Below are 24268 nucleotides of genomic sequence, written 5' to 3' on the forward strand. Positions count from 1 at the left end.
CCTACTTGACGTTGTAGTGCAGCAGCGCCGCGCCGTATTCGTCATCGCAGGGGCCGCCGGCTGCGCACAGAGGCTTGCCGGCCAGGATGGAATTGGGACCGTCCCAGCGCGCCGCCAGCGCGCCGATCTCGGCCACGGCGGGAAAGATCCTGATGTGCGACTCGGTCTTGGGGTTGAGCGCATCGTGGCTGCGCTGCCAGGCAGAGACCATCACCAGCATCGTGGTCGAGCCCGCCGGCGCGTCGGCCGCGAGCGCGAAGCCGTCGCCGGTAGGAAAGCGCCAGGTCTGGCCCTTCTTGAGCTTGACGCTGCCGCCCATCGAATTGGGAACGATCTGCGCCAGCGAGCCGTCCGAGGCCGAGGCGACGACGTAGAGATAGCCTTCGCGGTCGGCCGTGACGCTGAACTTGTGGTCGTCCTTGCCGATCTGCAGATCGACCTTTTTGGTCTCGGCGCGCACGCCGAAGGTGGGTGACTGGCGAGCGACGATGCGCTCGAACTCGCGCCCGACGTCGAAGGGCGCCTGCACCGGCGTTGGTGCCGGAGCGGGCATGGGAGCCGGGGCGGGCGCAACCACCGAAGCTGCGGGTGCAGGCGCCGGTGCCGCCACCGGCGGCGCCGCGGCCACCACCGCCGGCGCCGGCTGACTCGAAGGCGTGAGGGCGAAGTAGGCGCCGCCCGCGACCGCCAGCACGCCAGCGACGGCGGCGCCGATCAGCGCGCCCTTGCCCTTGGGCGCGGCCGCTGCCGGCTGTACCCCGGGAGTCGCGGCGGGCCGCGACGCGGGCGCCTGCTGCGGCTGGGCGGCGGGAGGCGTCTTGGCGAACGGCGTCGGCAGCGCCACCGTGGCCTGCTGGACATGATGGGCTTCAGGCCGGCGCGCCGGCATCTCGGTGCCCGGGGGAATGGGCCGCGTGGCATAGGGATCGGGCGCGACGCCGAGGCCCAGATCGCTGCGGAACTCGCCGATGCTCTGGGTGCGCTGCTCGGGCCGCACCGCCAGCGCGCGGTCGACCGCGGACAGGAAGGCGTCGCTGAAGCGGCCGGCGGCGGCCTGCAGCAGCGGCTTGTAGTTGTCGTTGAGCAGCCGCCCCACCGAGGGCGGCGGCGTGCGGCCGACGATGGCGAAATAGACCACCGCCGCCAATGCGTAGACATCGGTCCACGGGCCCTGCTTCATGCCCGGGATCTCGGCGTACTGCTCGACCGGCGCATAGCCGGGCTTGAGGATCACCGTCAGCGCCTGCGTCTGCTCGCTGATGACGCGGCGCGCGGCGCCGAAGTCGAGCAGCAGCCAACGGTCCTTCTCGGGCAGGTACATCACGTTGTCGGGCGCGATGTCACGGTGGTAGACCTGCTCGGCGTGAATTACCAGCAGCGCCTCGGTCAGCGGCCCCAGCACCGAGCGCAGCCAGGCTTCATCGGGCGCCTGGCCGCCGGCCTTCTTCTCGCTCAGCACGTCCTTCAGCGTCGTGCCCTTGAGCAGCGGCATCACCATGTAGGCGGTGCCGTTGGCCTCCCAGAAGCGGTAGACCTTGACCAGCGACGGGTGGTCAAAGCTGGCCAGCATCTTGGCTTCCTTGACGAAGCTCTCGCGCCCGGCCAGGAAGGTCTCGCGGTAGCGCTCGCTCTTGACCTGCACCTGGCTGGTCTTGCCCACGCGCTGGGCCAGCGAGGAAGGCATGTACTCCTTGAGCGCGACCTCGCGCTCGAGCGAGGTGTCGAAGGCCTTGTAGACGACGCCGAAGCCGCCCTCGCCGATGAGGCCGTCGAGGCGAAACTCGGCCAGCATCGTGCCGCGGGCCAGGTGGCCGCCGCTGTCGTCCTCGACCACGGGCGGTGGCGGCGGGGCAATCACGGTGCGGTCGCCTGCGGCCTCAGCCGACCACTCGGTCGACTGGAAGCCGGCCGCCGGCGCAGGGCCGGACGGCCGGATGACGGTGCGGTCGTCGTCGTGGGCGTCGGAGGTCATGACGAGGCGTGGCGGCTGGCTCTGGGGTAAAGGCTCAGATTGTCGCAGCCGGGCCGAAGAGCCGGGCCATCGAATGCGCGTCGGGCAGGCCGCGGGTGAGCAGAATTCGCGCCGGAGCCTCGTCCGGACGCGCGTGCCAGCAGCCGCAGCCGTGGCTGTGGGCAAGCCAGGCACGCTGCGCTGCGCCGCCCATCAACTGCACGACATCGCAGCCGGACGGGCCGGTAAGCTCGGCCACACCACCGCCTGCGGTCGGCCAGGCCAGTGCCGCCGGCGGCGGCGTCAGCTCAGGCAGGGCCATGCGGGCGAGCTCGTCCTCCAGCCGGTCGGCCGCCCAGTCCTCGTACAGCGCGTCACGCGCCAGGTCGTCCAGGCGTCCCAGCCAGTGCCAGAGCGCGGCCATCTCGCCCGTCGTGCCCGGGCCGGCACCCAGCGGCAGCACCAGGGTGAGCGGGAAATAGCGCCCGACCCGGTCGACCGAGGGCATCAGCACGCCGGCCCAGCCTGCATCGCCGGCCGCGCCCGGCAGCACGCCGGCGGCGAGCATGAAACGCCAGCTCGGGCTGGCCAGGTAGTCCTGCAGCCAGGTGTCGGGCGCCGCCTCACGCAGCGCCAGCAGGCCGGCAGCCAGCCAGCCATCCCAGGGCTCGATGAAGCTGGCGTCGAGACGCCGCGATGCAAAGTCGCCCAGCGACGGCAGCTTGCCGTGCCAACCGGGCGCTTGCGGGCCGGCGTTCACAAGGCCGCCGGACACTTGAACTGGCGAATCTCGCGCAGCTGGAAGGGATTGAACACGCTGGCCGAGATGACTTCAAGACGCGCCCGCTTGCCGTCGAGGTTCATGATGACACTGAACTTCTCGGGCACGCCGCCGGGCTCGATCTGGAAGCGCTCGAACAGCCTGAACAGTGCCCACGGCCCCTCGGTCATCACCAGCGGGCCCTTGTCGCCCAGCGCGGTGGAAAGACGGATCGTCGAGGCCACGCGCGTGCTCGGCCAGGCCACGCTGATCGAGGGCCCGCCGGTGTTGAGCTTCTGCAGTTGGCCGTCGACGTCCAGCGTCAGCTCCTTGAGCGTGGGCTCGAGCTCGGTCAGGCGCATCTCGATGCGGATGGCCGGGGTCTTGCCGCCGGCGCGGAAGAAGACCTCGCGGATGCGCTGGGCGCGCTGGAACTCGGCCAGCGCCGCCGACGACACCGGCTTGCTGCCGTCGGTGAGCGGTTTGAAGCTCCAGACCGCCGTCGAGGTGTCGACCAGGGGCGCCAGGCGACGCTGGTAGAACTCGTCGAGCAAGCCGCCGCCGCCGAAGACCTGACCGAAGTCATCGGGCAGGACGTCGGCACGCGAGCCGCTGGCAAAGGGATAGCGCCCGTTGATGGAACGGTTGCAGACCTCGGCGATGGGCTTGATCTCGGCGCTCAGGCTTTCGCGCTCGGCGCCGCGGCTCTGGCCGCTGGTGGCGTTGGCCAGTTGCTCGATGATGGCGCGCACCGCCGCCGGCTGCTGGGCGGCGGCGATCTTGACCTTGTCGGACCCGCCCGCGGGCGGCGGCGGCGAGTTGCTGTCCTTGGCCGCCTTGACGGCGGCGAGCTGGGCATGCAGTTCGCCGAACATCTTCTGCGTCTCGTTGATGGGCGGCGGCTCGCCGACGAAGAGGCGCAGGATGGGCGCGAAATGGTCGTCCACCATGCGTTCGAGCGGCCCGCCGGCGCCGCCGTCGACCGGCGCCGCACCGGCCATGCGCGCGACGTCGGCCTTGGCCTCCTCGGCCGCCTTCTGCAGCGCGTTCTTGGCCGATTCGGGCACCACCAGCCGCGTCTGCTCGGCCACGCCGCGCAGGAAGGACGAGAGCGGCGAATCGACGCCCGCGAGCAGGCGCGCCACGGCCAGCGTGCGCTCGGGGTCACCCAGCTTGACCAGGCGCACATCGGCCAGGTAGGCGTCGTAGGCCTTGATGTAGTCCTCGAAGTAGAGGCGCCTCACCTTGTCGGTGAGCGCGCTGCCCACGGTGGCGTCGCGCAGCCGCGCCGGATCGGGCTTGAAACCCAGCACCCAGGCTTCCTCGGCCGCCAGCAGCGGCGTGGTCTTCTGCACCGCCGGCAGCACGTTGCGGCGGTAGTTATCGCGCGTGAAGAGACCCGAGACACCCTTGCTGAGCGGCTCGCCGCTGGCGCGCTCGAGCGCCTGAGGTGCGTTGGGGCCGGCGGCGCCGGCGGCCGTGAAATCGGGCACGCTGCCGGGGCGGTACTGGCGCTTGATGCGGCTGTAGACGCGGTATTCGAGCGGAAAGGCCGCCAGCAACTCGCGGGCGCTGGCCACCAGGGCCTCGTCGCGCGCCAGCACGGCGCGCGGCGGGCCCAGGGCCAGCAGGGCGTCGAGGTGGCCATCGAGCTGGCTGCGCTGCTCGGGCGCCATGCGCGCCAGGTTGGCGTCCCAGTCGGCACCGACCCAGGCGCGCAGCTGGGCGGCGTCGAAGTGCTCGGGCTGGTGCAGCATCAGGTAGGACTTGAGCGCCTCGTAAGCGTTCTCGAGGTTGTCCTTGTTGGCCGCGCGCAGACGTTCTTCGAGGCGGCGCGCGATGCGCGGTGCCAGCGACTTCTCGAGCTGGCGCCGGTAGGCCAGCTGGGCGGCAGCGTCGAGCTTGTCGCCCTGGTAGAGGCCGAGGCCATTGAGCAGCGGCGGCGAATCGATGGCAAAGCCCTCGACCAGCGCTGCATCGTGCAACTGGGCCAGCGGCTGGGGCAGTGGCGTCACATCGGCTGTGCTGGGCGGCGGCAGGCTGTCGACAGCCTGCTTCAGCGCCGGCAGGCGCGCCGCCACCTGGGCCGCGTGATCGAGGTTGCGCGCACGGCTGATCGCCCACCCCAGCGCCACCGCGAGCGCGAACACGCCCATCGTCGCCATCGCGCCCACGCGCAGCAACCGGCGCCGGCTCTCGGCCACCGGGTTGCGGGCACCCAGTCCGCGTTCGGCGAAGACCACCTCCTTGAGCAGCCGGTGCAGGAAGAAACTCTTGCCGCGCCCGGGCGCGATGGCGGCTGGCCGCGCGTCGATGCCGAAGGAGCGGCCCAGCGAGCCCATCACGCGGTCAATCGGCGAGCCCTCCTGCGTGCCGCTGGTGAAATAGACGCCGCGCACGCGCGGCGCCGCCTCGAGCTTGCCGCCGCCCGAGCAGACCTGGCGCAGGAAATCACCCAGCACCGCCTGCAGCGCCGCGAACTCCTGCGGGAAGGCGAAGATGGCGCTGCGCTTGAGCACATCGCGCTCGGCCTCTAGGCGGTCAACCAGCTGCGCCAGCAGGCGCTGCTGCAGTTGCTCGTACAGCGGCGCGAAATCGGCCAGCGGGTCGTGGCCGGCCGGCAGATCGGCCGGGAAGGTGAAGCCCCAGACCTGGTCGCGCTCTTCCTTGGCCAGGGCCTCGAAGCTCTCGTTGAAGCCGCCTATCAGGTCGGCCTTGGTGACGAGCACATAGACCGGTGCGCGCACGCCCAGCTTGGCCTGCAGCTCGTTCAGGCGGGCGCGCAGCTTGGCGGCGTGCTCGGCACGCTCGGGCGCGCCCTGCTGCAGCAGATCCTGGATGTTGACGGTGAGCAGCACGCCGTTGATGGGCTGGCGCGGCCGCGTCTTCTTGAGCAGGGCGAGGAAGTTGTCCCAGGCGCTGGCGTCGACGTCGCGGTCGGATTCCTGCGTCGCGTAGCGGCCCGCGGTGTCGATCAGCACCGCGTCCGACGTGAACCACCATTCGCAATTGCGCGTGCCGCCCACGCCCTGCACCGAGGCCTTGGCGCCGCCGCCCTCGGTGAGCAGGAACTGCAGGCCGGCATTCATCAGCGCCGTCGTCTTGCCCGAGCCGGGCGCGCCGACGAAGACATACCAGGGCAGCTCGTAGATCTGCTGGCCGCCGCCCAGGAGCGAGCGCCCCTGGCTGGCCTTGAGCCGTGCCACCGCCTCGTTGAAGCGCTGCGCCAGCACCTGGGCTTCCTTGTCGCTGGCGCTGGGCCCGGCCGACAAGCCCTGCAGCAGGGCCGCATTGGTGCGCTTCTTCTTCCAGGCCACATAGGCCAGGCGGGCGATCCAGGCCAGCCAGATCAGCACCAGCAGGGCCACGCGCAGCCACACCGGGCCCAGGGGCGCGACGCCGGCGATGGCGACCAGCGGCCCCACCCACCAGAGCAGCGCGGACAGCACAAGCAGGCCCAGCGTGACCATCACGGCCGGGCTCAGCAGCCATTGGAGGAAGCGCTTCATGTGTGGACTTCAGTTCGGCGCGGCGGCCAGCAGGGTGATCTCGACGCGGCGGTTGCGGGCGCGTCCTTCGGCCGAGCCGTTGTCGGCCAGCGGCTCGGTGTCGGCGTGGCCCTCGGCGGTCAGGCGCTCGGGCTTGACGCTGCCGCCCAGCAAGGCCTTGACGCTGGCAGCGCGGTCGCGCGAGAGATGCCAATTGGACGGGTAGCGCAGCGAGCGTATCGGCTGGTTGTCGGTGTGGCCGGCGATCAGCACCGGCCCCTGCACCTGGCCCAGCGCGGCGCCGATGCGCAGCAGCAGAGGCCGCACGCGTGCGCTCACGTCGGAGCTGCCGGCATCGAAGACACCGTCGCCGCGCAACGTGACGATGGAGCGGTCAGCCAGATCGCGCACTTCCACCGCACCGGCGTCGATATCGGCCTTGAGCAGGCCGGCCAAGCGCGGTGGTGGTGGCGCAGCAGGCGCCACCGGCGGCGGCGGGGCGGCGGCCACCGGCGCAGCGCGCGCATCCAGCGCCTGCAGCGCGGTGAAGGTGGCGTCGGTCTGGGCGTTGAGCGTCAGGCGCAACAGCAGGAAGAGCGCGAGCAGCAGGCCCGCCAGCGCGGCGCCGACCACCCATACCGGGACGCCGTCGGACAGGCGCACGGGCGCCGCGGCCACGCCCTGCCACTGCGGCGAGAGCTCGCGGTCGGCGGCGCCGGCCAGCTCGCGCAGCTTGGCCGCCAGGCGCTCGCGCAGCGCATCGAGCTGGGCGCGGCCGTTGTCGGCGACGCGGTAGCGGCCCTCGAAGCCCAGCGTGAGCACCACGTAGATCAGCTCGAGCAGGTTGCGCTGCTGCTGCGGTTGCTCGGCCAGGCGCTGCAGCAGCTGGAAGACCTTCTCGCCGCCCCAGGCCTCGTTGTGGAAGTGAACCAGCAGGCTCTGCGACGACCAGGCGCCCGAGCCGCCCCAGGGCGTGCTCGACGCCGATTCGTCGATCAGCGTACACAGCACATAGCGCGCCGCCACCACCTGGTCATTGGGCAGGCCGCGTCCGCGCGCCACCGCCTCGAAACGCTTGATCGACTCGACAAGATTGGCGCGCAGGCCAGCCGGGTCGGAATGGCGCACGGTAGCGCGGATGCGCGGCGCGGCGCTCAGCAGCGGTGCGGCGGCCTGCACCAGGGGGTTGAGGCTGGCGTGGGCCGGCAGGTCGGGCAGCGGCACTTCGGGGGCGCGCGGCGTACTCGCGGGCACGGCGGCCGGGGCCGCGCGGGCGCCGCGCCCGGCGCTGGGCTTGATGACGGTGCGGTCGGCCTCGAAGGAGGCAAACGGGTCGTGCGGAGGGTCTTGGTCGCTCATCGGCTAACAGCTCCTGCGCTCAGCCGCGCACGGCCCAGAACTCGATCGCCAGCCCGGGGAAATCGCCGGCGACATGCATCGCCAGGCCCCCCGATGACTCGAGCTGCTTCCACAACTCGTTGCCGCGCGTCTCAAGCTCGAAATAGGTGAATCCGGCATGGTAAGGAATCTGCCGCGGCGCCACCGGCAACGGCCGCAGCACCACGCCCTGCAACTGGAAGTTGACGAGGTCGCGAATGCGCTCGGCGGGCCCGATCTTGACCTGGGTGGGGAAGCGCATGCGCAGCGCTTCGCCCGGCATCTGGGCATTGACGGCGAGCACGAAGACCGCCGTGCGCAGCAACTCGACGTCGGCGATGATGGCCACGCGGATGCCGTGCTTGCGCTCCTGCAGGTCGATCGGGATCGCGGTCTGCTCCAGCACCATCGACAGCGACTGCCGCAGATCGCCCAGCACGGCGCGGAAGCAGCCGGCCAGATCGTCGTGGCGGTACTCCGGATAAGGCACCGGGCGCTTTTGCTCGCGGAAGGTCGACAGCTCGCCGGCCAGGCCCAGACAGAGATCGTAGAAGCGCTCGGGATGCAGCAGCGGCAGGCGCTGCAGGTGGGCAAACTGCGGCTGGTGGCGGTTGACCACCTGCAGCAGCAGGAAATCGACGATCTCGCCGGTGCCGGCGCGGCCGGGCTGCAGCATGCGCGCGGCCAGAGCCTCGCCGCGCTGGTGCAGCATGCCGTGTACCTCGCGCAGGTAGCCGTCGAGCACCTGGTGGGCCGGCGCGTGCAGCATCGGCGGCACGTACTGGGTGTCGAGCACGACGCGGCCATCGGCGCGGCGCTCGACCACGCGCACCAGGCCGAGCGCGACATAGCCCTCGTTGATGTCGCGCTCGAGCATCAGGCGCAAGTTGAGGCGCCCGATCTGCACCGGTGCCTCGCGCAAGCTCGAAGCGTGGATGTCAGCGACATCGACGTCGGCGACGCGCCAGCGCGGCGGCATCGAGCCCTCGGCCGATTCGACATCGCTCTCGGTGACGCCCGGGCGCGACTGCGGCACGGCCAGCACCACGAGTTGGTCGCGCACATCGGCGGGCACGTCGAAGGCCGGCGGCGCAGCGTCGTCGCTGGGGATGGCAAAGGCGAGGCCGTCGGGCAACACGCCGCGTGCCGAGCTGAGCATGATGCGGCCCTGCAGCAGCGCCGCATCGTCGATCTGCAGGGCCAGGAAACCCCAGGGCCAGGCGCAGGCAGAGCCGATGCGACCCTCGACCTGGCGCCCGATGAAACGGTCTTGCTGCTGGAAGTGCTGGGGCTGGAGGAACAGGCCCTCGGACCACATCACCTTGTTGTGCCAAGTCATCGCGTCAGGCCGCTTTCCGCTGTCTTGATCGAGTGCCGGGCACCGCGACGGCAGCCACCCACCGCTCAACGATACACGGCCGGCCGGAGGCCGTCACTCGGGGCCGGCGCGCAGGGGCGGCAACCTTCCTTCAGGGGATGGAAGCGAGATGCTTCGAGGTGTATGATTTTTGGCATCCGTCGGTCAAGGTGGGCCATTGGCATTTTCCATCTTGACCGCAGAGACCCGAAGGGCTCTGCAGTTGCGCTTCGGGCGGTTCCATCGATTTTCACAGGGGTAGATCCATGAAGCTACACAGTGTTCTTGCCCGTTGCGCGCTGAGCCTGGCGGCGGTGGCCGCCGGCCCGGTCTACGCCCAGGATGCCGCCATCGACATGGGCCAGACTGTTCCAGACGCCAAGGCCGTGGCCGAGGGCCTGTTCCCCGAAGAGGCCTGCGAACAGCTCAAGGCTGCCGGCTTCAAGTGCATGGGCTTCAAGCCCGCCGTGCGTTACTCGCTGCCGGCGTCGTCGTTCAAGCTCGGCTCGGCCGAACTGCCCGATGCCCTGCGCCGCCAGCTTGAAGTCTTTGCCGAGGTGCTCAAGACCAAGCGCGGCACGGGCAAGGTGGTGCGCGTCGAAGGCCACGCCGACGCCTCGGGCGCGGCAGCCGCCAACCTCACGCTGTCTCAGCGCCGCGCCGAGGCCGTGAAGGAATTCCTGGTCGAACTGGGTGCCGACCCGACCATGATCGAGCCGGTAGGCGTGGGCGCCAATGCGCCGAAGAACACCAAGGACCCCTTCGCTGCCGAAAATCGCCGCGTCGAGATCGGCCGCGCGGTGCCGCCGTCCTGAGCTGCAGCGCCGCACCATGAGCAAGGCCCGCTTCGGCGGGCCTTTTTGTTAGTCGGGGACCGCCTCGGCGAGCCTTGTATAGGGCCGTCCGCCTCAGGGCAGATCGTGCGTCATCTGCCCCGCCATGTTGATGGCGATGACGCCGCCCCAGTTGCACATCAGCTTGGAGCTGTCGTTGAGCGCCGGCGAGCCGCACAGCAGCACCGTCGGCGCGCCCGGCACCCAGGGCGCCATCGTCATCGGGATGCAGGGCATGGGGGTCAGCACGCCCATCGCGGCAGCCGTGGCCGAGGCCACCATCGGATTGGCCAGGCTCTGGCAAGCGCCGAAGGGCATGATGTTCATCAACGGCTTGTGATCGAGGATGTTGGCGGCAACCATGCTGCTGCTCATCACGGTCTTGGGCGTGGGGATCAGCGAACTCGGCGCCATGCCGAAGCTGCACTTCATCAGCGCACCCATGCAGGTCTGCTTGGCCATCGCGGCTCTCCTTGAAGTCTGAGGCTCAGAACTCGGGCGCGACGCCCGTCCATACCGTCAGTGCCGTGAAGTTGTCGTGGCTGGTCTTGTGACGGGCGGCCTTGCGCACCTCCACCGAGAGCTGGCCTATCCAGGCGGCCGGGTTGGCGGCGCCGGCCAGCGTCTGCTCGAAGACCTCGTCGGACAGGTATTCCCAGACGCCGTCGGTACACAGCAGGAAGACGTCACCGGCCTGAACCGCGCCGTCACCCTCGCCGGCCGAAACCTCGAGCACGTCGCTGGCAATGCCCAGGGCTGATCGCAGCTCGCTGCGCTTGGGGTGGACGCGCAGTTGCTCGGGTGCCAGCAGGCCGTTGTCAACCAGCGACTGCACCAGGCTGTGGTCGCGCGTGCGGTCGCGCACGCGGCCCTGGCGGAACCAGTACATGCGCGAATCGCCGGCATGGGCCCAATGCACCTTGTGGCCGATGAAGTCGATCACCAGGCAGACCACGGTGCTGTGCATGTCCTGCTTGGCGGTGCCGGGCACGCGCTGCCCGATCAGCACGTCGTTGGTCACGCGCAGCAGCTGGTCGAGATCGCTGGCGCGCTCCGACGGCTGCTGCGAGAAGCGGCCGATCAACTCCTGCACCGCAATGCGCGAGGCGATGTCGCCGCCGCCGTGGCCGCCGGCGCCGTCGGCCAGCACGCAGCAGAGGTGGCGCTTGGAGTGCCAGTGGCCGCAGGCGTCCTCGTTGTACTTGCGGCCGCCGCGGTCGGTCATGAGGGCAACTTCGAGTGCAAGCATGGCCCCCTCCTTGATTGGGTCAGCGCGGCCCGGCTTCGCCGTGCAAGCGGTCGAGCTGGTCTTCGTAGGCGCGCAGGAAAGCCTTGCCGAACAGCTCGTCGAAATCGTCCTGCGCCTCGGATTGAAGCTGCGTGAACAGCTCCTGGAACAGCTCCCACAGCCGCGCCTTGCGCGTTGCCGGGATCAGGCTGGTGAGCGCCGACTTGCGCGTGAGCTTGGTCTCGAGCTGGGCCGGATCGAAGCGCTGCAGCACGCCCTCGAGCGCCGCGCGCATGCCGGCCATCACGCCGAGCTGGTGGGCGCGCAAATCGTCGAAGGCGTCGCGCATGGCCTGGGCCGGCGGCATGAAGCCGGGCGCCGACGGCCCCAGCAGATGGGCCAGCGCGACCTCGACCGTGGGCGAGAACTTGAGCGGGTTGTTCTCACGCGAGACGATCATCGTCATCGCGGCGCGCATCTCGCGCTTGAGCGCGGCGCGCGCCACCAGCAGCTCGACCCCGCCGCGCGTGGATTCGCGCAGCAGCTGGCCGATCAGCTTCATGGTCTCGGGCGTCAGCGCCTGCAGCTTGAGGCCAGGCGCCTGCAGGCCTTCGAGCAGGGCGGCCAGCAATGCGCCGTCGTCTGCAGACGGCGTGGCCGCGGCGGGTGGCACCTGGAAGGCGGGGCGGGCAGAGGCCGGCGGCGGTGCAGGCGGTGGCGCGCTGCGACTGAGCATGGCGCCGGGCAAGGTGACGACGCGGCCATCGGTGGGCGGGTCGTCCCAGGAAAAGATGGCGCCAGCCGGCAATGCCGAGGGCTGAGGTGGCACTGGGGGCAGCGGCGGCGGCGCAGGGCGTGGCGCCTGGCGCGGCAGCGACATCGGGGTGTTCAGCTCGGAGACATGATCGGCGCGGCTGGCCGGCATCACCGTGGCGGTGCGCGCCATGTCGGCCAGCGGATCGTCGAAGGCGGCCGGCGCCGATGGCGCGCGAGCGGCGGCCAGCGGATCGGCAGCCGGGGCCACGCCAGACAGCCCGAAGAGATCGTCCAGCGTGTCGGCGCCGCCCATGCTGAGGCTGGAAGCGGGTGCGGCAAGCGGGCTGCCGAGGCCGAAATCGACGGCCGGTGGCGGCGCCGACGGGGCGTGCGCTGCGTCGGGCGCGAAGGGATCCCAGTCGTCGGGGATATGGCCCGGGCCCAGCGCTGCAGGTGCGGCGGCGGCCGGCGGCGGGCTGTAGATGGGCGCCGGGCGCGTGGACGCCATCCAGTCGGTATTGGACGGCAGCGGCGCTGACGGCAACGCCGCAGCGCGCGCCGGCGGAATCTGGGTGGGCGCCGCCAGACCGCCGGGTGAGCTGCCGAAGAGATCGGCGAAGGGATCGTCGGCGGCCGGGGCGGCGGCGCCCGTCGCCTCGCGCGCCTCGATGAGATAGGCGCCGATCTGGATCTGGTCGCCGATGTTGAGCGGGTGCTCGCGCCCGGAGCCAACGCCCATGCCGTTGATGGCGATGGGATTGCTGCCGTTGTCGACGATGGCGTAGCGCCCGGCTCGGTTGACGATGCGGGCGTGTACGCGCGAGATCGTGCGCTCGGGGTCGGGCAGCACGAGCTGGTTGTTGTCGGCGCGGCCTATGGTGCCGCCCATCTCGTCGAACTGGGCCGAGGGCCCGTCGGCGCGCGCACCGTTGTAGCTGAGCACCGTCAGCAAGATCATCCAGGGGCTCCAGGAAGGTGGACAGGCCGGAGCATAGCTGCCCTCGGCGCTTCAGCGCAGCACATAGAAGCGCCCCTCGATCTGCGCCAGCCGCAGCGGCCATTCGACGCGCCCGCCACCGGCCACGGCGCTGTGCAGCGCCGCGCCGCCGTCGGCGCCCAGGCATTCGAGCAGGCGCCCGCCAGCCAGCGGGCGCAGCCGCAGGGTGTCGGCCTTGGGCATGGGCGGCTTGAGCGGCTGCTTGGCATGCCACTGCTGCACCTGCAGGCGCAGGCGTCCGACATCGTCGGCCAGGCTGCGCTGGTAGGCCTGGGCCAGCTCTTCCAGACGCAGGCGCGAGGCCAGCAGCAGCGGCTCGGGGTCGCCGCGCTGCAGGCCCAGCACCAGGCCCTGCAGATAGGCCGCGGCGGCGCCCAGCAGTTCGGGCGTCGGCGGCAGCACCGGCGCGTCCAGCCAGCGCCAGCGCGGGAAGCCGATCTTCAGATCGGCCACCTGGCGCAGGCTGTGCGGCAGCACGGTGACCTCGTCGGCGGGCGGTGCCCAGTCGATGCGCGCCAGCGTGCGCGCGTTGTCGGGATGGGCGATCTGGCCGATGCGCGGCAGCAGCAGCTGCACGCTGGCGCCGCAATGGCCGTCGCTGATGCGCGGCTCGGGCGCGCCGGCCTCGCCGGGCGCGGGCGGCTCGATGACGAGTTCGAGGTCGTTGGCGCCGGCCAGCGTGTACTCATGCACGGGCACGGTGACGACGCGCCGCTGCGGTGAGGTGCGCGCCAGCGGCACGCCGTTGAGCACCGCCTCGGCGGCGACCCCCAGGCTTTCGAGGCGCAGGACCAGCAGTCTTTCCATCAGCGCAGGGCCCAATCCATCAGGGTGGCCTCGGGCAGCAGCAGCTGCTCGAGGGTGTGGCGCCCGAGCAGCGGGTCTTCCAGCAGCAGCGGCAGCTTCACCGCCTCAACGCGCAGCGCGGCAAACCACTCGAAGCCGCCACCGCCCATGACACGCGGGCGCAGGCCGGCCTCGCCGACGAGGGCGCCGCTGCACACATCGGCCACCTGGAGCACGCCGCCGCTGTCGCCGGCCAGCGGCACGACTTCGGCCTCGAAGGGCAGCCTGAAGCGCACGGTGGCCGCCACCATCGCCGCCAGCAGCGGTGGCTCGGCCGCCTCGCGCGCCAGCGACAGCTCGAGCGGCGCGGCCGCCACGCAGCGCAGCCGCAGCCGCGCGCGCGCGCCGGCGTGGGCGATCTCGCCTTCGAGCTGCACATCGGCCTGGATGGCCTGCATCCGCATCTCGGCCAGCAGGCGCAAGAAGGCACGCCCCTCCATGCCGCCAGCGCCCAGGCTCCAGCCCCAGCTGAGGGCGGCGCGACCGCTCAGCAGCGCCAGGCTGCCCTCCAGCCGTGGCGTGGACAGGCCGGGAAGGGCCGTCCATGCAGCCAGCAGCTTTTGCAGCGCCTGCGCGCAGGCGCCGTCCAGGCCCTGCTCGAAGCCGGCACGCAGCGCCGCCGTGTCCAGCGCCTGGCCGTCGCATTCGACGCGGCAGCGCGTGGCCAGGCGGGCAGGTTCGGCCGCCGCGGCGCCGATCTCGGTGCGGGCAGCCGGCGCGGCGCGCTGCAGTTCGACCCACCATTGGTCGGAGGGCCAGACCCAGACCAGCGTGTTCATGGCGCCGAGCGCGTCGCCCTCGTCGCGCAGGCCGCAGGTCTCCAGCACCAGCCGGGCAATGTCGGGCGAGGTCTCTGCCGCCAGGGCCACACCGGGTGGCGCCAGCGGCGGGCCCGGCTCGGCGGCCTGCACCGGCCAGCTGAAGGCCTGGGTCTCGTGGCCCTGCCAGCGCCACAGGCCGTGGGCGCCCATGTATTCGACGGCCGGGTGCAGGTCGCCGTCGCAGACCGCGTGGGCGCGGGCGCGCAGTTGCAGGCGTGCCGCCGGCTGCTGGCGCGGCGGCCGCGACAGCACGGCCACCAGCGGCGGCAGCGGGCGCGCGGCGTCGATGCGCAGCGGCGGCGGCAGCGGGATGTCGGCGCGCAGCCATTCGCCGCCCTGCAGCACATAGCGCTGGGCCACGGCCGGCTCCAGCAGGCGCAGCTCCAGCCCTTCGAAATCACAGGCCCGCAGCGGTGCCGGCACGGGCGTGGGCGGCAGCAGTTCGCCACGCGAACCCAGGCCGCCGAAGCGCGCAACCAACTGTTCATCGGCCGCCGCCAGCGCCGCCGGGGCGATGCGGGCGTCATTGCGCTTGCCCAGTTCGGCCACCGAGCGCCGCACCAGCTGGTGGGCGGTGTTCCATCCCCGCTCGGGCGGCGCTGCCAGCAGGCCGGCCGCCCATTCGAAGCCCGGCTTGTCCTGGAAGCCGGGCCCCCAGACGATGCAGAGATTGACGTAGCGCGCCACCGCACCGGCGCGCGCCAGGCCGCGCTTCTCGGCCTGCTGGGCCGCGAGTTCGACGAAGGCGGCGTAGCGGTCGCCCAGGCGCCGGGGCATGGCCGGCCAGATCTCGGCCAGCAGTTCGGTCAGCTCGCCAACGAAACGGATCCAGGCGGCCTGCCCGTCGGCCGCGGTATCGGGAGGATGCATGGCTTGCGGATCGCCTTCGGCCCTGTCGCCGCTAGTTGACCTTGACCAGCGCGCCCTTGACCGTCATCAGGCCCTGGGCCTCGGCGGTGACCAGGGAACCCTTGATGGTGATGCCGGCGGGCGTCAGCTCGATCTGGCTGCCACCGCATTTGAGCGTGATCTTGGTCTTGGCCGAGATTTCGACCTCGGTGGTGGCGTCGACCTTGACCGCCTGCTTGGCCGTCACCTTGACATTGGCCTGGGTGTCGGTGCTCACGTCCTTGACCGCCGTGAGGCTGTAGACGTCGTCGGTCTTGGTCGTGATGGCCTTCTTCACCGTGAGGTCGTACTTGCCCTCGCTGACCGTCTCGCTGCGGTCCTTCTTGATCGTCAGCGTCAGGTTGTTGCCGACATCGGTCTTGGAATCGTTCTTGACCAGTTCGGTGCGGTCCTTCTGGGCCTGCAGGTAGAGCAGTTCGCTGCCCTTCTTGTCCTCGAACTTGAGTTCGTTGAAGCCGCCGCCGCCCATGGAACTGTTGGTCTTGATGGTGCTGACGGTCTTGTTGTCGGGCAGCGTGTAGGGCGGCATGTTTTCGGCGTTGTAGACACCGCCGGTGACCAGGGGCTGGTCGGGGTCGCCCTCAATGAAGTCGACCACCACCTCCTGGCCTATGCGCGGCAGCATGACCACGCCCCAGCTCTTGCCCGCCGACGGCTGAGCCACGCGGACCCAGCAGGAGCTGCCGGCGTCCTTCTTGCCCTCGCGGTCCCAGTGGAACTGCACCTTCACGCGGCCGTACTTGTCGACGAAGATTTCTTCCCCCGCCGGCCCCACCACGGTGGCCGTCTGCGGGCCCGGAGCGCGCGGCTTGGGTGTCAGTCGTCCGGGGCGGAAGACCAGGGTCGACGGGAAGGCGGTGAAGTCGCACTCGTGGATCGACTCCTTGGCCGCGCCCGACTCGTAGCCCGCGATGCGGATGCGGACGTGCGTGGAATGCACGATGTGCTCGGCGTTCTGGCCTGCCTCCGGGTGCCCCTCCAGCGTGAAGCGGGCGCCGGCGCACAGGCGCAGAGCGCTGGTGCGGCCGTCGGCGGCAACGCGCAGCGCCTGGTGAGCTTCGAGGCGCCGCTTGGCGATGGCCTCGGCCATCGGCGGCAAGGTCTGAAGATCGGCCGGCGCCAGCGGATCGTCGGCATGAGGTGGCAGGCCGAGGTCGTGGTCGTAGAGCTGGATCTTGCCGTGCGGGTGCTTGACCTCGGCCTCGGCCATCTTCTCGAAGGTCTGGGCCGGCAGCATGAAGTGGTGGTCGCGCACCGCCACCTTGCCGGTCTGGATCTGGTGGCTCCAGCGCCAGTGCGTCACCACCGCGCCCTCCGAGCGCTGGCGCGCGTTGTCGTGGTACGGCAACGCCTTCAGGCCATGTTCATTGACATGGACGCCGGGCAGGTTGGCCAGCACCATCTCGTGCTTGCCGGCGCTGTGCCTGAAGAAATAGAAGAGACCCTCTTCTTCCAGCAAGCGGCTGATGAAGTTGAAATCGGTCTCGCGATACTGCACGCAGTAGGCGCGCTTGGCCAGGTTGCCCTTGACCTCGTTCTGGAACGCGGGCTCGTAGGGCAGGATCACCTTCTCGATGATGTCGACCACGGTCTGGTTCTGGAACACGCGCACGTTGGCGCCACGCGTGGCCAGCCACAGCCAGGGCACCAGTTCCAGCCGGTAGGCCGGCCGGCGCGCCACCACGCCGTCGTAGGCGACGCCGGCAATGATGCCGTGGTAGGAGCGCGGGCTGCCGCCCTCGTCGCTGACCACCACCTCGGCCGGCTTGCCAAGCAGGGCCTCGAAATCGACCGTCTCATTGAGCTTGCCCAGCGCCACCGCGCTGTAGCCATACAGGCGCGAGAGGGCCTCGTGGCCCTCGAAGGTGTAGAGGTCGAGCGCGGTGCTGCCCGGGGGCAGCTTCAACTCGGCCTTGAAGGATTCATTCATGGCCTTCTGCTCCCTGCGGCACACGCGCCCGCGTCAACCAGCCACGCACCGGCTTGCCTCCTTCCTGCCGCAGCACCACCTCGCGCAGCGAAATGTCGCCAAAGCCGTTGCCGGCCAGCACCTCGTACACATAGCCATGGCGATGGCTGTAACGGCCGTGGTGGTAGATGCGGTAATCGGGTTGACCCTCACCGTCATCGTGGGCCTCGACGGTGAAGACCAGCCAGGCGCCGGCCAGCATGCTGCGCCGCGCGGCGGCGGCAAACTCGTCCAGGCGGCCGAAGTAGCACAGCGTATCGGCCGAAATCAGCAGATCGCAGCAAGCCGGGCGGGTCTGAAGAAAGGCCACCAGCTCGGCCTCGACCAGCTCGTCATAGGCTTCGCGCGCCGCCGCGCGGTCCAGCATCTGCCGCGACAGGTCAACGCCCACCAGGTTGCGCGTCCAGGGTGCGACCTGCTCGGCACACAGGCCGGTGCCGCAGCCGGCATCGATGACGCGCAACGACTTGGGCGGCGTCTCGGCCAGCAGTTCGACGAGGCTCTCGCCCACCAGGGCCGGCGCACGGTAGCCAAGCTGCGCCAGCTTGGCGTCGAAGGTCTCGGCGAAGTTGCGGAAGGTGGCCAGGACGTAATCGTCCGAGGCGCGATCAGGCACGTTCTCGCCCGTGATGGCGGCGATGTGGTGGCGCGGCTCGGGGTGATCGGGCTCTTCCTTCTGCCACTTTCGGTAGAGCTCGAGCGACTGATCGATGAGCCCGGCATCGGCATAGGCGCGGCCGAGCACGCGGCGCAGCAAGGGATTGCGCGGATCGGTGACCAGGCCCTTGGCACATTGCTCGATGGCCTCGCTGAACCGCCCCTGGCGCAGATAGAGGCCGGCCAGGTTCTGGCGCGCATCCGCGAATCGCGGCACGCGCTCGAGCAGGCGCAGGAACTCCTGCTCGGCATCCTCGAGACGGTCGAGTTGGCCCAGCAGCACGCCCAGATTGCTGAAGGCATCAAAGCGGTCGGGGTCGAGCTCGATGGCACGCCGATAGCAACGCTCGGCCTCTTCCAGGCGCCCCATGCGCACGCAGACCAGTCCCAGGTTGTTGTGGAACATGGCCTGCTTGCCGTCGATGGCAATGGCGCGGCTGATGAGCTCGTGGCCGCGCTCGCGCGAACCCGACTGGCTCTCGAACACGCCCGAAAGATGCAGCACGTCCGGATGGTCGGGCGCCAGCCCCTGTAGCAGCCGGTAGCCCTTGGCGGCGACATCGAGATTGCCGGCGATATGCGCCTGCATCGTCGCCTGCAGCAGTTCGGGTATCGAGAGGTCAGCGGCGCTGGTGTTCATGCTTGATCAGTCGAAACCGTAGGCGAAGTCGCCGTCAGCCACCGAGACCGCCACGCGGGTGATGGGCTGGCCCTGCATCATGCGCGTCAGGAATTCGCGGCTGATGTCGGGCAGCATGGTGTTGGTGAGGATGGCGTCGATCATGCGGCCGCCCGATTCGCTCTCGGTGCAGCGGCTGACGACCAGCTTGATGACCTCGTCGGCCACCTCGAAGGGGATCTTGTAGCGCGCCTCGACCCGCTTCTTGATGCGGTTGATCTGCAGCTTGACGATCTTGCCCAGCATCTCGTCGGAGAGCGGGTAGTACGGAATCGTTACCAGCCGCCCCAGCAGCGCCGGCGGGAAGACCTTGAGCAGCGGCTCGCGCAGCGCCTTGGCCATGCCCTCGGGGTCGGGCATCAGCTCGGGGTCCTTGCACAGGCTGGCGATGAGGTCGGTGCCGGCGTTGGTCGTCAGCAGGATCAGCGTGTTCTTGAAGTCGATGAAGCGGCCCTCGCCGTCTTCCATGAAGCCCTTGTCGAAGACCTGGAAGAACATCTCATGCACATCGGGGTGGGCCTTTTCCACCTCGTCGAGCAGCACCACGCTGTAGGGCTTGCGGCGCACCGCCTCGGTGAGCACGCCGCCCTCGCCATAGCCCACGTAGCCCGGGGGCGCGCCCTTGAGCGTGGAGACGGTGTGCGCCTCCTGGTACTCGCTCATGTTGACGGTGATCATGTTCTGCTCGCCGCCGTACAGCGCCTCGGCCAGGGCCAGCGCGGTCTCGGTCTTGCCGACGCCCGAGGTGCCGGCCAGCATGAACACGCCGATGGGCTTGCTCGGGTTGTCGAGACCGGCGCGCGAGGTCTGGATGCGCTTGGCGATCATCGCCATCGCGTGGTCTTGCCCGATCACGCGCTGGGCCAGGCTGTCGGCCACCTTGAGAATGGTCTCGATCTCGTTGCGCGCCATGCGGCCGACCGGGATGCCGGTCCAGTCGCCCACCACCGCGGCCACGGCCTGGTAGTCCACCGTGGGCAGGATCAGCGGCGTCTCGCCCTGCAGCGTGCTGAGGCGCTCCTGCACGTCCTTCAGCTGCGCCAACTGGGCCACGCGCTCGGCCTCGCGGTCGGCATCGGTCTTGCCATCGGCGGCCGCCGCAGCAGCCGCATCGGCCTCGAGCTTGCTGCCCGTGCCTTCGACCGGGCGGATGCCGTCGCGCAGCTTGGCGCGCAAGGCCAGCAGTTCGTCGACCAGCGTGCGCTCCTCGGCCCAGCGCGCATCCAGCGCCGCCAGGCGGGCGCGTTCGGCGGTCAGCAGTTCCTGGGCTTCTTCCTCGCGCTTGCCGATGTCGATGCCGATGGCGCGCTCGCGGCCGATGATGCCCAGCTCGGTCTCCAGCGCCTCGATGCGCTTGCGCGAATCGTCCACCTCGGCCGGCGTGGCGTGCAGGCTGACGGCGACGCGGGCGCAGGCGGTGTCGAGCAGGCTCACGCTCTTGTCGGGCAGTTGGCGCGCCGGGATGTAGCGGTGGCTGAGCTTGACCGCGGCCTCCAGCGCCTCGTCCAGGATCTGCACCTTGTGGTGCTTTTCCATCGTGCTGGCCACGCCGCGCATCATCAGGATGGCCTTGGGCTCGTCGGGCTCGTCGACCTGCACGGTCTGGAAGCGCCGCGTCAGCGCGGGGTCCTTCTCGATGTGCTTCTTGTACTCGGCGAAAGTGGTCGCGCCTATGGTGCGCAGCGTGCCGCGCGCCAGCGCCGGCTTGAGCAGGTTGGCGGCGTCGCCGGTGCCGGCCGCGCCGCCGGCGCCCACCAGCGTGTGGGTCTCGTCGATGAACAGGATGATGGGCTTGGGGCTGCCCTGCACTTCGTCGATGACGCTGCGCAGGCGCTGCTCGAACTCGCCCTTCATGCTGGCGCCGGCCTGCAGCAGGCCCACATCCAGCGCGCGCAACTCCACCTCTTTCAGGCTGGGCGGCACATCGCCACGCGCGATGCGCTGGGCGAAGCCCTCCACCACCGCGGTCTTGCCGACGCCGGCTTCGCCCACCAGGATGGGGTTGTTCTGGCGCCGCCGCATCAGGATGTCGACGACCTGCCGGATCTCGTCGTCGCGGCCGACGATGGGGTCCATCTTGCCGTCGCGGGCCTGGGCCGTGAGGTCGACGGTGAACTTCTTCAGCGCCTCCTGCTTGCCCATCGCGGCCGGGGCGATGGCGCCGCTGGCCTCGCCGGGGGCGGCGCCACCGGCCGCGCCGCTGCTGCCGTCGCTGGCGCCCTGGCCGTCTTCGGGCGAGCCGGCGACGACCTTGGCCAGCCCATCGGACAGGTCTTCGACCTTGAGCTTCTCGAACTGGCGGCTGATGGCCACCAGCGCATTGCGCAGGTTCTTGGTCTTGAGCATGCCCACCAGCATGTAGCCGCTGCGCACCACGTTGTCGCCGTAGAGCAGGGTGCCGTAGACCCAGCCGCGCTCCACCGCGTCGGCGATGTTTTCGGCAATGCCCGAGATGCTGGTGGCGCCGCGCGGCAGGCGGTCGAGCGCCGCCGTGAGGTCGCGCGCCAGGGCCGACATGTCGAGCTGGGTGTGCTTGATGACGCGGTGCCAATCGGAATCGGCGCTCTGCAGCAGTTGCGCCAGCCAGTGCTCGAGCTCGACGTAAGGATTGCCGCGCAGCTTGCAGAACACCGTGGCACCCTCGACCGCCTTGTAGGTGGCCGGGTTGAGCTTGCCGAACAGCGTGACGCGATTGATTTCTGCCATGGACTATTCACCTTTCAGGGCGGAGATGTCAGTTCTTGGGCGTTGAGATTCAGCAGCGGCCTCTCACCCGGGCGGCGCGGGCCGACCCAGGTGGTCCAGCCCAGGCGGCCCTGGCGGCCGAGCATGCACAGCGGGCGTTCGGCCGGGCGCAGCTCGAGCTGCAGATCCCAGCCGAATTCCTGCCCCAGGTAATGTGCCACCAGGGCCTGCAGCGCGGGCAAGGCCTTGCCCGTAGGCAGCAGCGATTCGAAGGTGGCGGCATCCACCGGCCCGATGTGCAGGCGGAAGTGGTGCTGGCGGTCGAACACCGCGCCGCCGAGCACGGCGCTGGCGCCGAGCTGGGCCGTCGAGGCGCGGCGCGAGGCGCGCTTGCGGCCGATGCGCGAACGCTCCTCGGGCAGCAGGCGCATCCAGCGGCCGGCGAAGGATTCCACCCGCACCGGCACACGCAAAAAACCCGACAGCACGGCCTGCAGGCCGTCGACCGAACGCACCTGGCGGCTCAGCGGCCCGGCGAAGGCCAGCTTGGCCTGGACCGGCAGCGCGTCGCGGCCACGCCAGTCGGGGCCGCCGACGCCGATCAGCGCGCCGACGAAATCGGCGAAGCGGTCTTCGCCCGGACGGTCGGCGCTGGCTGCCGGCTGGGCCTGGGCCCAGGCGCGGTAGAAGAGCAGCAGCAGCCGGTGGTGAAACATGTCGGCGAAATGCACCAGGGTGGCGTCGCCCTTGTGCAGCAGGCGCTCGCGCGCATACGACGTCATGTGCAGCGGCAGCGGGCCGTTGGCGCCGAAGAGGCCGAAGAAGCGCACTTCCAGACGCGGCGTGCCCGGCGTGTAGCCGCCGCCCACGGCTGAGAGCGCGGCCGGCGCGAAGCCGAGATCAGGCGCCTGGCCCAGGCGCAACGGCTCGTCGGCCGGGCGCCGCGCCTGGCCCAGCCGCGGCAGCTCGGGGTGGGCGGCCTCGATGGCGCGCAGCGCCTGGAAGAAATCCCAGCGGTGCGGCGCCTGGGCTATCTGCGCCAGCGGATCGGTGCGGGCGCCGCTCACAGCAGCGGCCTCGAACCGCAGCGCGGCGGTCCGACCAGGATGTCGCCGCGCGCCGGCGAATGCACCCGCGTCTGCGTGAAGCCGTTGATCGAGACGTGGCGCGAGAAAAAGCGTTCGAGCACGCAGCCGAGCAGGAAACCGCCGCCGCCCTCGAAGGCGAGATCGTCGATCTCGAGCTCGATGGCCACGCCGCGGCCGAAGGTGATGGGCCCGGCCATCGGCAGGCGCCGCACCACCGGCTTCATCTTCACCGAGCGCAGGCCGTCGATCTGGCGCTGGCCAACGGCGTCGCCGGTGGAGGCGTACAGGCGCAGGATCTGGCGCAGCGCTGCGGCGCCGTGTTCGGAGTCGGTGTCGATCAGCGAAAGCTGGTTGAGCGCGAGCTGGTTGATCAGCTTCCAGGCCAGGTTGTCCTCGCGCAGCGCGGACAACGGCCGCGACGGGCCGCGTATCACCGCGATGCGCGACACGGGGCCCGGCGTGGCCAGCGTCAGATCACCGCCCGGCTGGCCCACGGGCATCAGGATGGGCAGGTCGCGGTTGGTACACAGCGCGCGCACGCCAAGCTGGCGCAGGTCTTCGGCAAAGGGCGCCTCGTTGCCATCAACCACCGAGACATAGACCTCCGTGCCCAGGTAAGACGAGCGCGGCCCGTGGCGCTGCTGCACATCGGACAGCAGGCGCAGTTCGCGCTGCACCGCGTAATAGGCCGGATGGTTGCGCGGCTCGGTGTGAAAGGCCGTGTAGAAGGGGAGGAAGCGCCACTGGCTGTCGACGCCGACGCCATAGCCCTGCACGTCGAGCAGGGTGTGAACCTCGAAATCGAGCGGGCGCGTGCGGTCGGGAACGACGTGATAGTCGGGCGTGGCCGGCGTAACGTGGATGCGGTCGCAGCGCTTCTCGAGCAGGTTGATGGCCGGCACGCAATGCAGCGCGAAGCAGCTCGCGTCCACCGCCTGCTGCAGCGCCGGGTCGGCGCGCGTGAACAGCAGCACCAGCTCGATCTCGTTGCCGCCGAGCTTGCGCGCTGCCGTGCCGCAGCCCAGCACGTCGAAGAACAAGAAGCGCGGCGGAAAGGCGAAATATTCCTGCAGCAGGCGGTAGCCAGAAAAGCCGGCCAGGCCCGGCGGCAGCAGCGCCTGGTCGTCCTCGAAGCCCACCGGCTCGACGGCGTCGCGGTCCAGCGCCTCCCAGCGGCCGGCGGCGCCGCGCGCCTGCACCAGCACACCCAGGGCGTGGCCGCAGATCAGCTCGTGCAGGCGGTGGGCGATGTCGTCGACGCCGGTGAGGTGCAGGCGCAGGTCGTCCATGCGGATCTGCGAGAAATCCAACCCTGCCGCGGCGCGCAGGCGCAGCTTGAGGCCGGCACGGTAGCGGCGCCACTCGGGCAGGGCCGTCAGCGGCAGGTCGGCGGCGTGGGTGAAGTATTCGGCGTGTACCAGTTCCACCGGCCACAGCCTCACGTCGTGCGCGGTGCGGAACTCGCATTGCGTGTCGCCGGACTTGCCGGCGCGGCTGGTGAGGACGCTGCCGCGAGGCACCAGGGCGCCGGCGGGCAGGGCCGGGTCGCCCATCTCGGGCTCGATGGCAGCCACCAGCATCGAAGGCGTGGGCGCCAGGAACTGCGGGTAGACGATCTCCAGCAAGCGCTGCGTGAAGCGCGGAAACTCGGCATCGATCTTGAGCTGCACGCGTGCGGCAAGAAAGGCGAAGCCTTCGATCAGGCGCTCGACATAGGGGTCGGTGACCTCCAGCCTTTCCATGCCCAGCCGCGCCGCGATCTTGGGGTGAGCCTCGGCGAACTCGGCCCCCATCTCGCGCAGATGGCGCAGTTCCTCGTTGTAGTAGCGCAGCAGCCGCGGGTCCATGTCAAGGCCCCTCGTGCGAG

Annotated in this window: 16 protein-coding genes; 1 reads left to right on the plus strand and 15 read right to left on the minus strand. The window is 70.3% G+C overall.

The genetic code is table 11. The annotated features are described in order from the left end of the window. Window position 1 precedes the first annotated feature (1 nt). The 5 genes from JMV16_RS04310 to tssK are packed head-to-tail and all read right to left on the minus strand — an operon-like array spanning window position 2 to window position 8915. The gene (locus JMV16_RS04310) at window positions 2–1972 is read right to left on the minus strand and encodes a serine/threonine-protein kinase (RefSeq protein ID WP_201492944.1); all 1971 of its coding nucleotides are present in this window, start codon (window positions 1970–1972) and stop codon (window positions 2–4) included. A gap of 34 nt (window positions 1973–2006) precedes the next feature. Further along, window positions 2007–2726, minus strand: a complete 720-nt coding sequence (gene tagF, locus JMV16_RS04315; protein ID WP_201492945.1) for a type VI secretion system-associated protein TagF — start codon at window positions 2724–2726, stop codon at window positions 2007–2009. Further along, a complete protein-coding gene (gene tssM / locus JMV16_RS04320; protein WP_201492946.1) occupies window positions 2708–6220 on the minus strand; it encodes a type VI secretion system membrane subunit TssM in 3513 nt (1170 codons plus the stop codon). The genes tagF and tssM overlap by 19 nt, the downstream gene beginning before the upstream one ends. A gap of 9 nt (window positions 6221–6229) precedes the next feature. Continuing rightward, entirely contained in the window at window positions 6230–7558 is a 1329-nt protein-coding gene (locus JMV16_RS04325) for a DotU family type VI secretion system protein (RefSeq protein WP_201492947.1), read from the minus strand. Between the two features lie 19 nt (window positions 7559–7577). Continuing rightward, window positions 7578–8915, minus strand: a complete 1338-nt coding sequence (gene tssK, locus JMV16_RS04330) for a type VI secretion system baseplate subunit TssK (RefSeq protein WP_201492948.1) — start codon at window positions 8913–8915, stop codon at window positions 7578–7580. Window positions 8916–9199: 284 nt separating this feature from the next. Here tssK and JMV16_RS04335 point away from each other — a divergent pair, with 284 nt between their 5' ends. Continuing rightward, entirely contained in the window at window positions 9200–9748 is a 549-nt protein-coding gene (locus tag JMV16_RS04335) for an OmpA family protein (RefSeq protein WP_201492949.1), read from the plus strand. Between the two features lie 93 nt (window positions 9749–9841). On the opposite strand, the gene JMV16_RS04340 is transcribed toward JMV16_RS04335, so the two are convergent. The 10 genes from JMV16_RS04340 to tssF are packed head-to-tail and all read right to left on the minus strand — an operon-like array spanning window position 9842 to window position 24248. Beyond that, entirely contained in the window at window positions 9842–10228 is a 387-nt protein-coding gene (locus JMV16_RS04340) for a DUF4280 domain-containing protein (protein WP_201492950.1), read from the minus strand. A 25-nt stretch (window positions 10229–10253) separates the two neighbouring features. Then, window positions 10254–11015 (minus strand): PP2C family protein-serine/threonine phosphatase, encoded by a 762-nt coding sequence (locus JMV16_RS04345; protein ID WP_201492951.1) that lies wholly within the window; start codon window positions 11013–11015, stop codon window positions 10254–10256. Window positions 11016–11034: 19 nt separating this feature from the next. After that, complete coding sequence (gene tagH / locus JMV16_RS04350; RefSeq protein WP_201492952.1) at window positions 11035–12708, minus strand: type VI secretion system-associated FHA domain protein TagH; 1674 nt, start codon at window positions 12706–12708, stop codon at window positions 11035–11037. Between the two features lie 51 nt (window positions 12709–12759). Further along, window positions 12760–13554, minus strand: a complete 795-nt coding sequence (locus tag JMV16_RS04355) for a hypothetical protein (protein ID WP_201492953.1) — start codon at window positions 13552–13554, stop codon at window positions 12760–12762. After that, window positions 13554–15284, minus strand: a complete 1731-nt coding sequence (locus JMV16_RS04360; RefSeq protein WP_201492954.1) for a hypothetical protein — start codon at window positions 15282–15284, stop codon at window positions 13554–13556. Before JMV16_RS04360 ends, JMV16_RS04355 begins: the two co-directional genes overlap by 1 nt. 31 nt (window positions 15285–15315) lie before the next feature. Beyond that, entirely contained in the window at window positions 15316–17253 is a 1938-nt protein-coding gene (locus tag JMV16_RS04365; protein ID WP_201492955.1) for a type VI secretion system Vgr family protein, read from the minus strand. Then, the gene (locus JMV16_RS04370) at window positions 17246–18589 is read right to left on the minus strand and encodes a tetratricopeptide repeat protein (protein WP_201492956.1); all 1344 of its coding nucleotides are present in this window, start codon (window positions 18587–18589) and stop codon (window positions 17246–17248) included. The genes JMV16_RS04365 and JMV16_RS04370 overlap by 8 nt, the downstream gene beginning before the upstream one ends. A 6-nt stretch (window positions 18590–18595) precedes the next feature. Beyond that, window positions 18596–21334 (minus strand): type VI secretion system ATPase TssH, encoded by a 2739-nt coding sequence (gene tssH, locus JMV16_RS04375; RefSeq protein WP_201492957.1) that lies wholly within the window; start codon window positions 21332–21334, stop codon window positions 18596–18598. A gap of 14 nt (window positions 21335–21348) precedes the next feature. After that, window positions 21349–22380, minus strand: a complete 1032-nt coding sequence (gene tssG / locus JMV16_RS04380; RefSeq protein ID WP_201492958.1) for a type VI secretion system baseplate subunit TssG — start codon at window positions 22378–22380, stop codon at window positions 21349–21351. Further along, window positions 22377–24248: a type VI secretion system baseplate subunit TssF gene (tssF, locus tag JMV16_RS04385; protein ID WP_201492959.1), complete on the minus strand. Its 1872-nt coding sequence runs from the start codon at window positions 24246–24248 to the stop codon at window positions 22377–22379. The genes tssG and tssF overlap by 4 nt, the downstream gene beginning before the upstream one ends. Between the last annotated feature and the right edge of the window lie 20 nt (window positions 24249–24268).

Origin of the sequence: Rubrivivax sp. A210 (assembly GCF_904426505.1) — a bacterium.
Taxonomy (GTDB): Bacteria; Pseudomonadota; Gammaproteobacteria; order Burkholderiales; family Burkholderiaceae_C; genus Rubrivivax.

Bases quoted from the DNA above. Each gene is read 5' to 3' on its own strand.
- JMV16_RS04355 (WP_201492953.1), bottom strand. From the start codon at position 13,554: ATGGAAAGACTGCTGGTCCTGCGCCTCGAAAGCCTGGGGGTCGCCGCC.
- JMV16_RS04370 (WP_201492956.1), bottom strand. From the start codon at position 18,589: ATGAACACCAGCGCCGCTGACCTCTCGATACCCGAACTGCTGCAGGCG.
- tssF (WP_201492959.1), bottom strand. From the start codon at position 24,248: ATGGACCCGCGGCTGCTGCGCTACTACAACGAGGAACTGCGCCATCTG.
- tssH (WP_201492957.1), bottom strand. From the start codon at position 21,334: ATGGCAGAAATCAATCGCGTCACGCTGTTCGGCAAGCTCAACCCGGCC.
- JMV16_RS04325 (WP_201492947.1), bottom strand. From the start codon at position 7,558: ATGAGCGACCAAGACCCTCCGCACGACCCGTTTGCCTCCTTCGAGGCC.
- JMV16_RS04345 (WP_201492951.1), bottom strand. From the start codon at position 11,015: ATGCTTGCACTCGAAGTTGCCCTCATGACCGACCGCGGCGGCCGCAAG.
- tssK (WP_201492948.1), bottom strand. From the start codon at position 8,915: ATGACTTGGCACAACAAGGTGATGTGGTCCGAGGGCCTGTTCCTCCAG.
- JMV16_RS04360 (WP_201492954.1), bottom strand. From the start codon at position 15,284: ATGCATCCTCCCGATACCGCGGCCGACGGGCAGGCCGCCTGGATCCGT.
- JMV16_RS04310 (WP_201492944.1), bottom strand. From the start codon at position 1,972: ATGACCTCCGACGCCCACGACGACGACCGCACCGTCATCCGGCCGTCC.
- tagH (WP_201492952.1), bottom strand. From the start codon at position 12,708: ATGATCTTGCTGACGGTGCTCAGCTACAACGGTGCGCGCGCCGACGGG.
- JMV16_RS04335 (WP_201492949.1), top strand. From the start codon at position 9,200: ATGAAGCTACACAGTGTTCTTGCCCGTTGCGCGCTGAGCCTGGCGGCG.
- JMV16_RS04365 (WP_201492955.1), bottom strand. From the start codon at position 17,253: ATGAATGAATCCTTCAAGGCCGAGTTGAAGCTGCCCCCGGGCAGCACC.
- tssM (WP_201492946.1), bottom strand. From the start codon at position 6,220: ATGAAGCGCTTCCTCCAATGGCTGCTGAGCCCGGCCGTGATGGTCACG.
- JMV16_RS04340 (WP_201492950.1), bottom strand. From the start codon at position 10,228: ATGGCCAAGCAGACCTGCATGGGTGCGCTGATGAAGTGCAGCTTCGGC.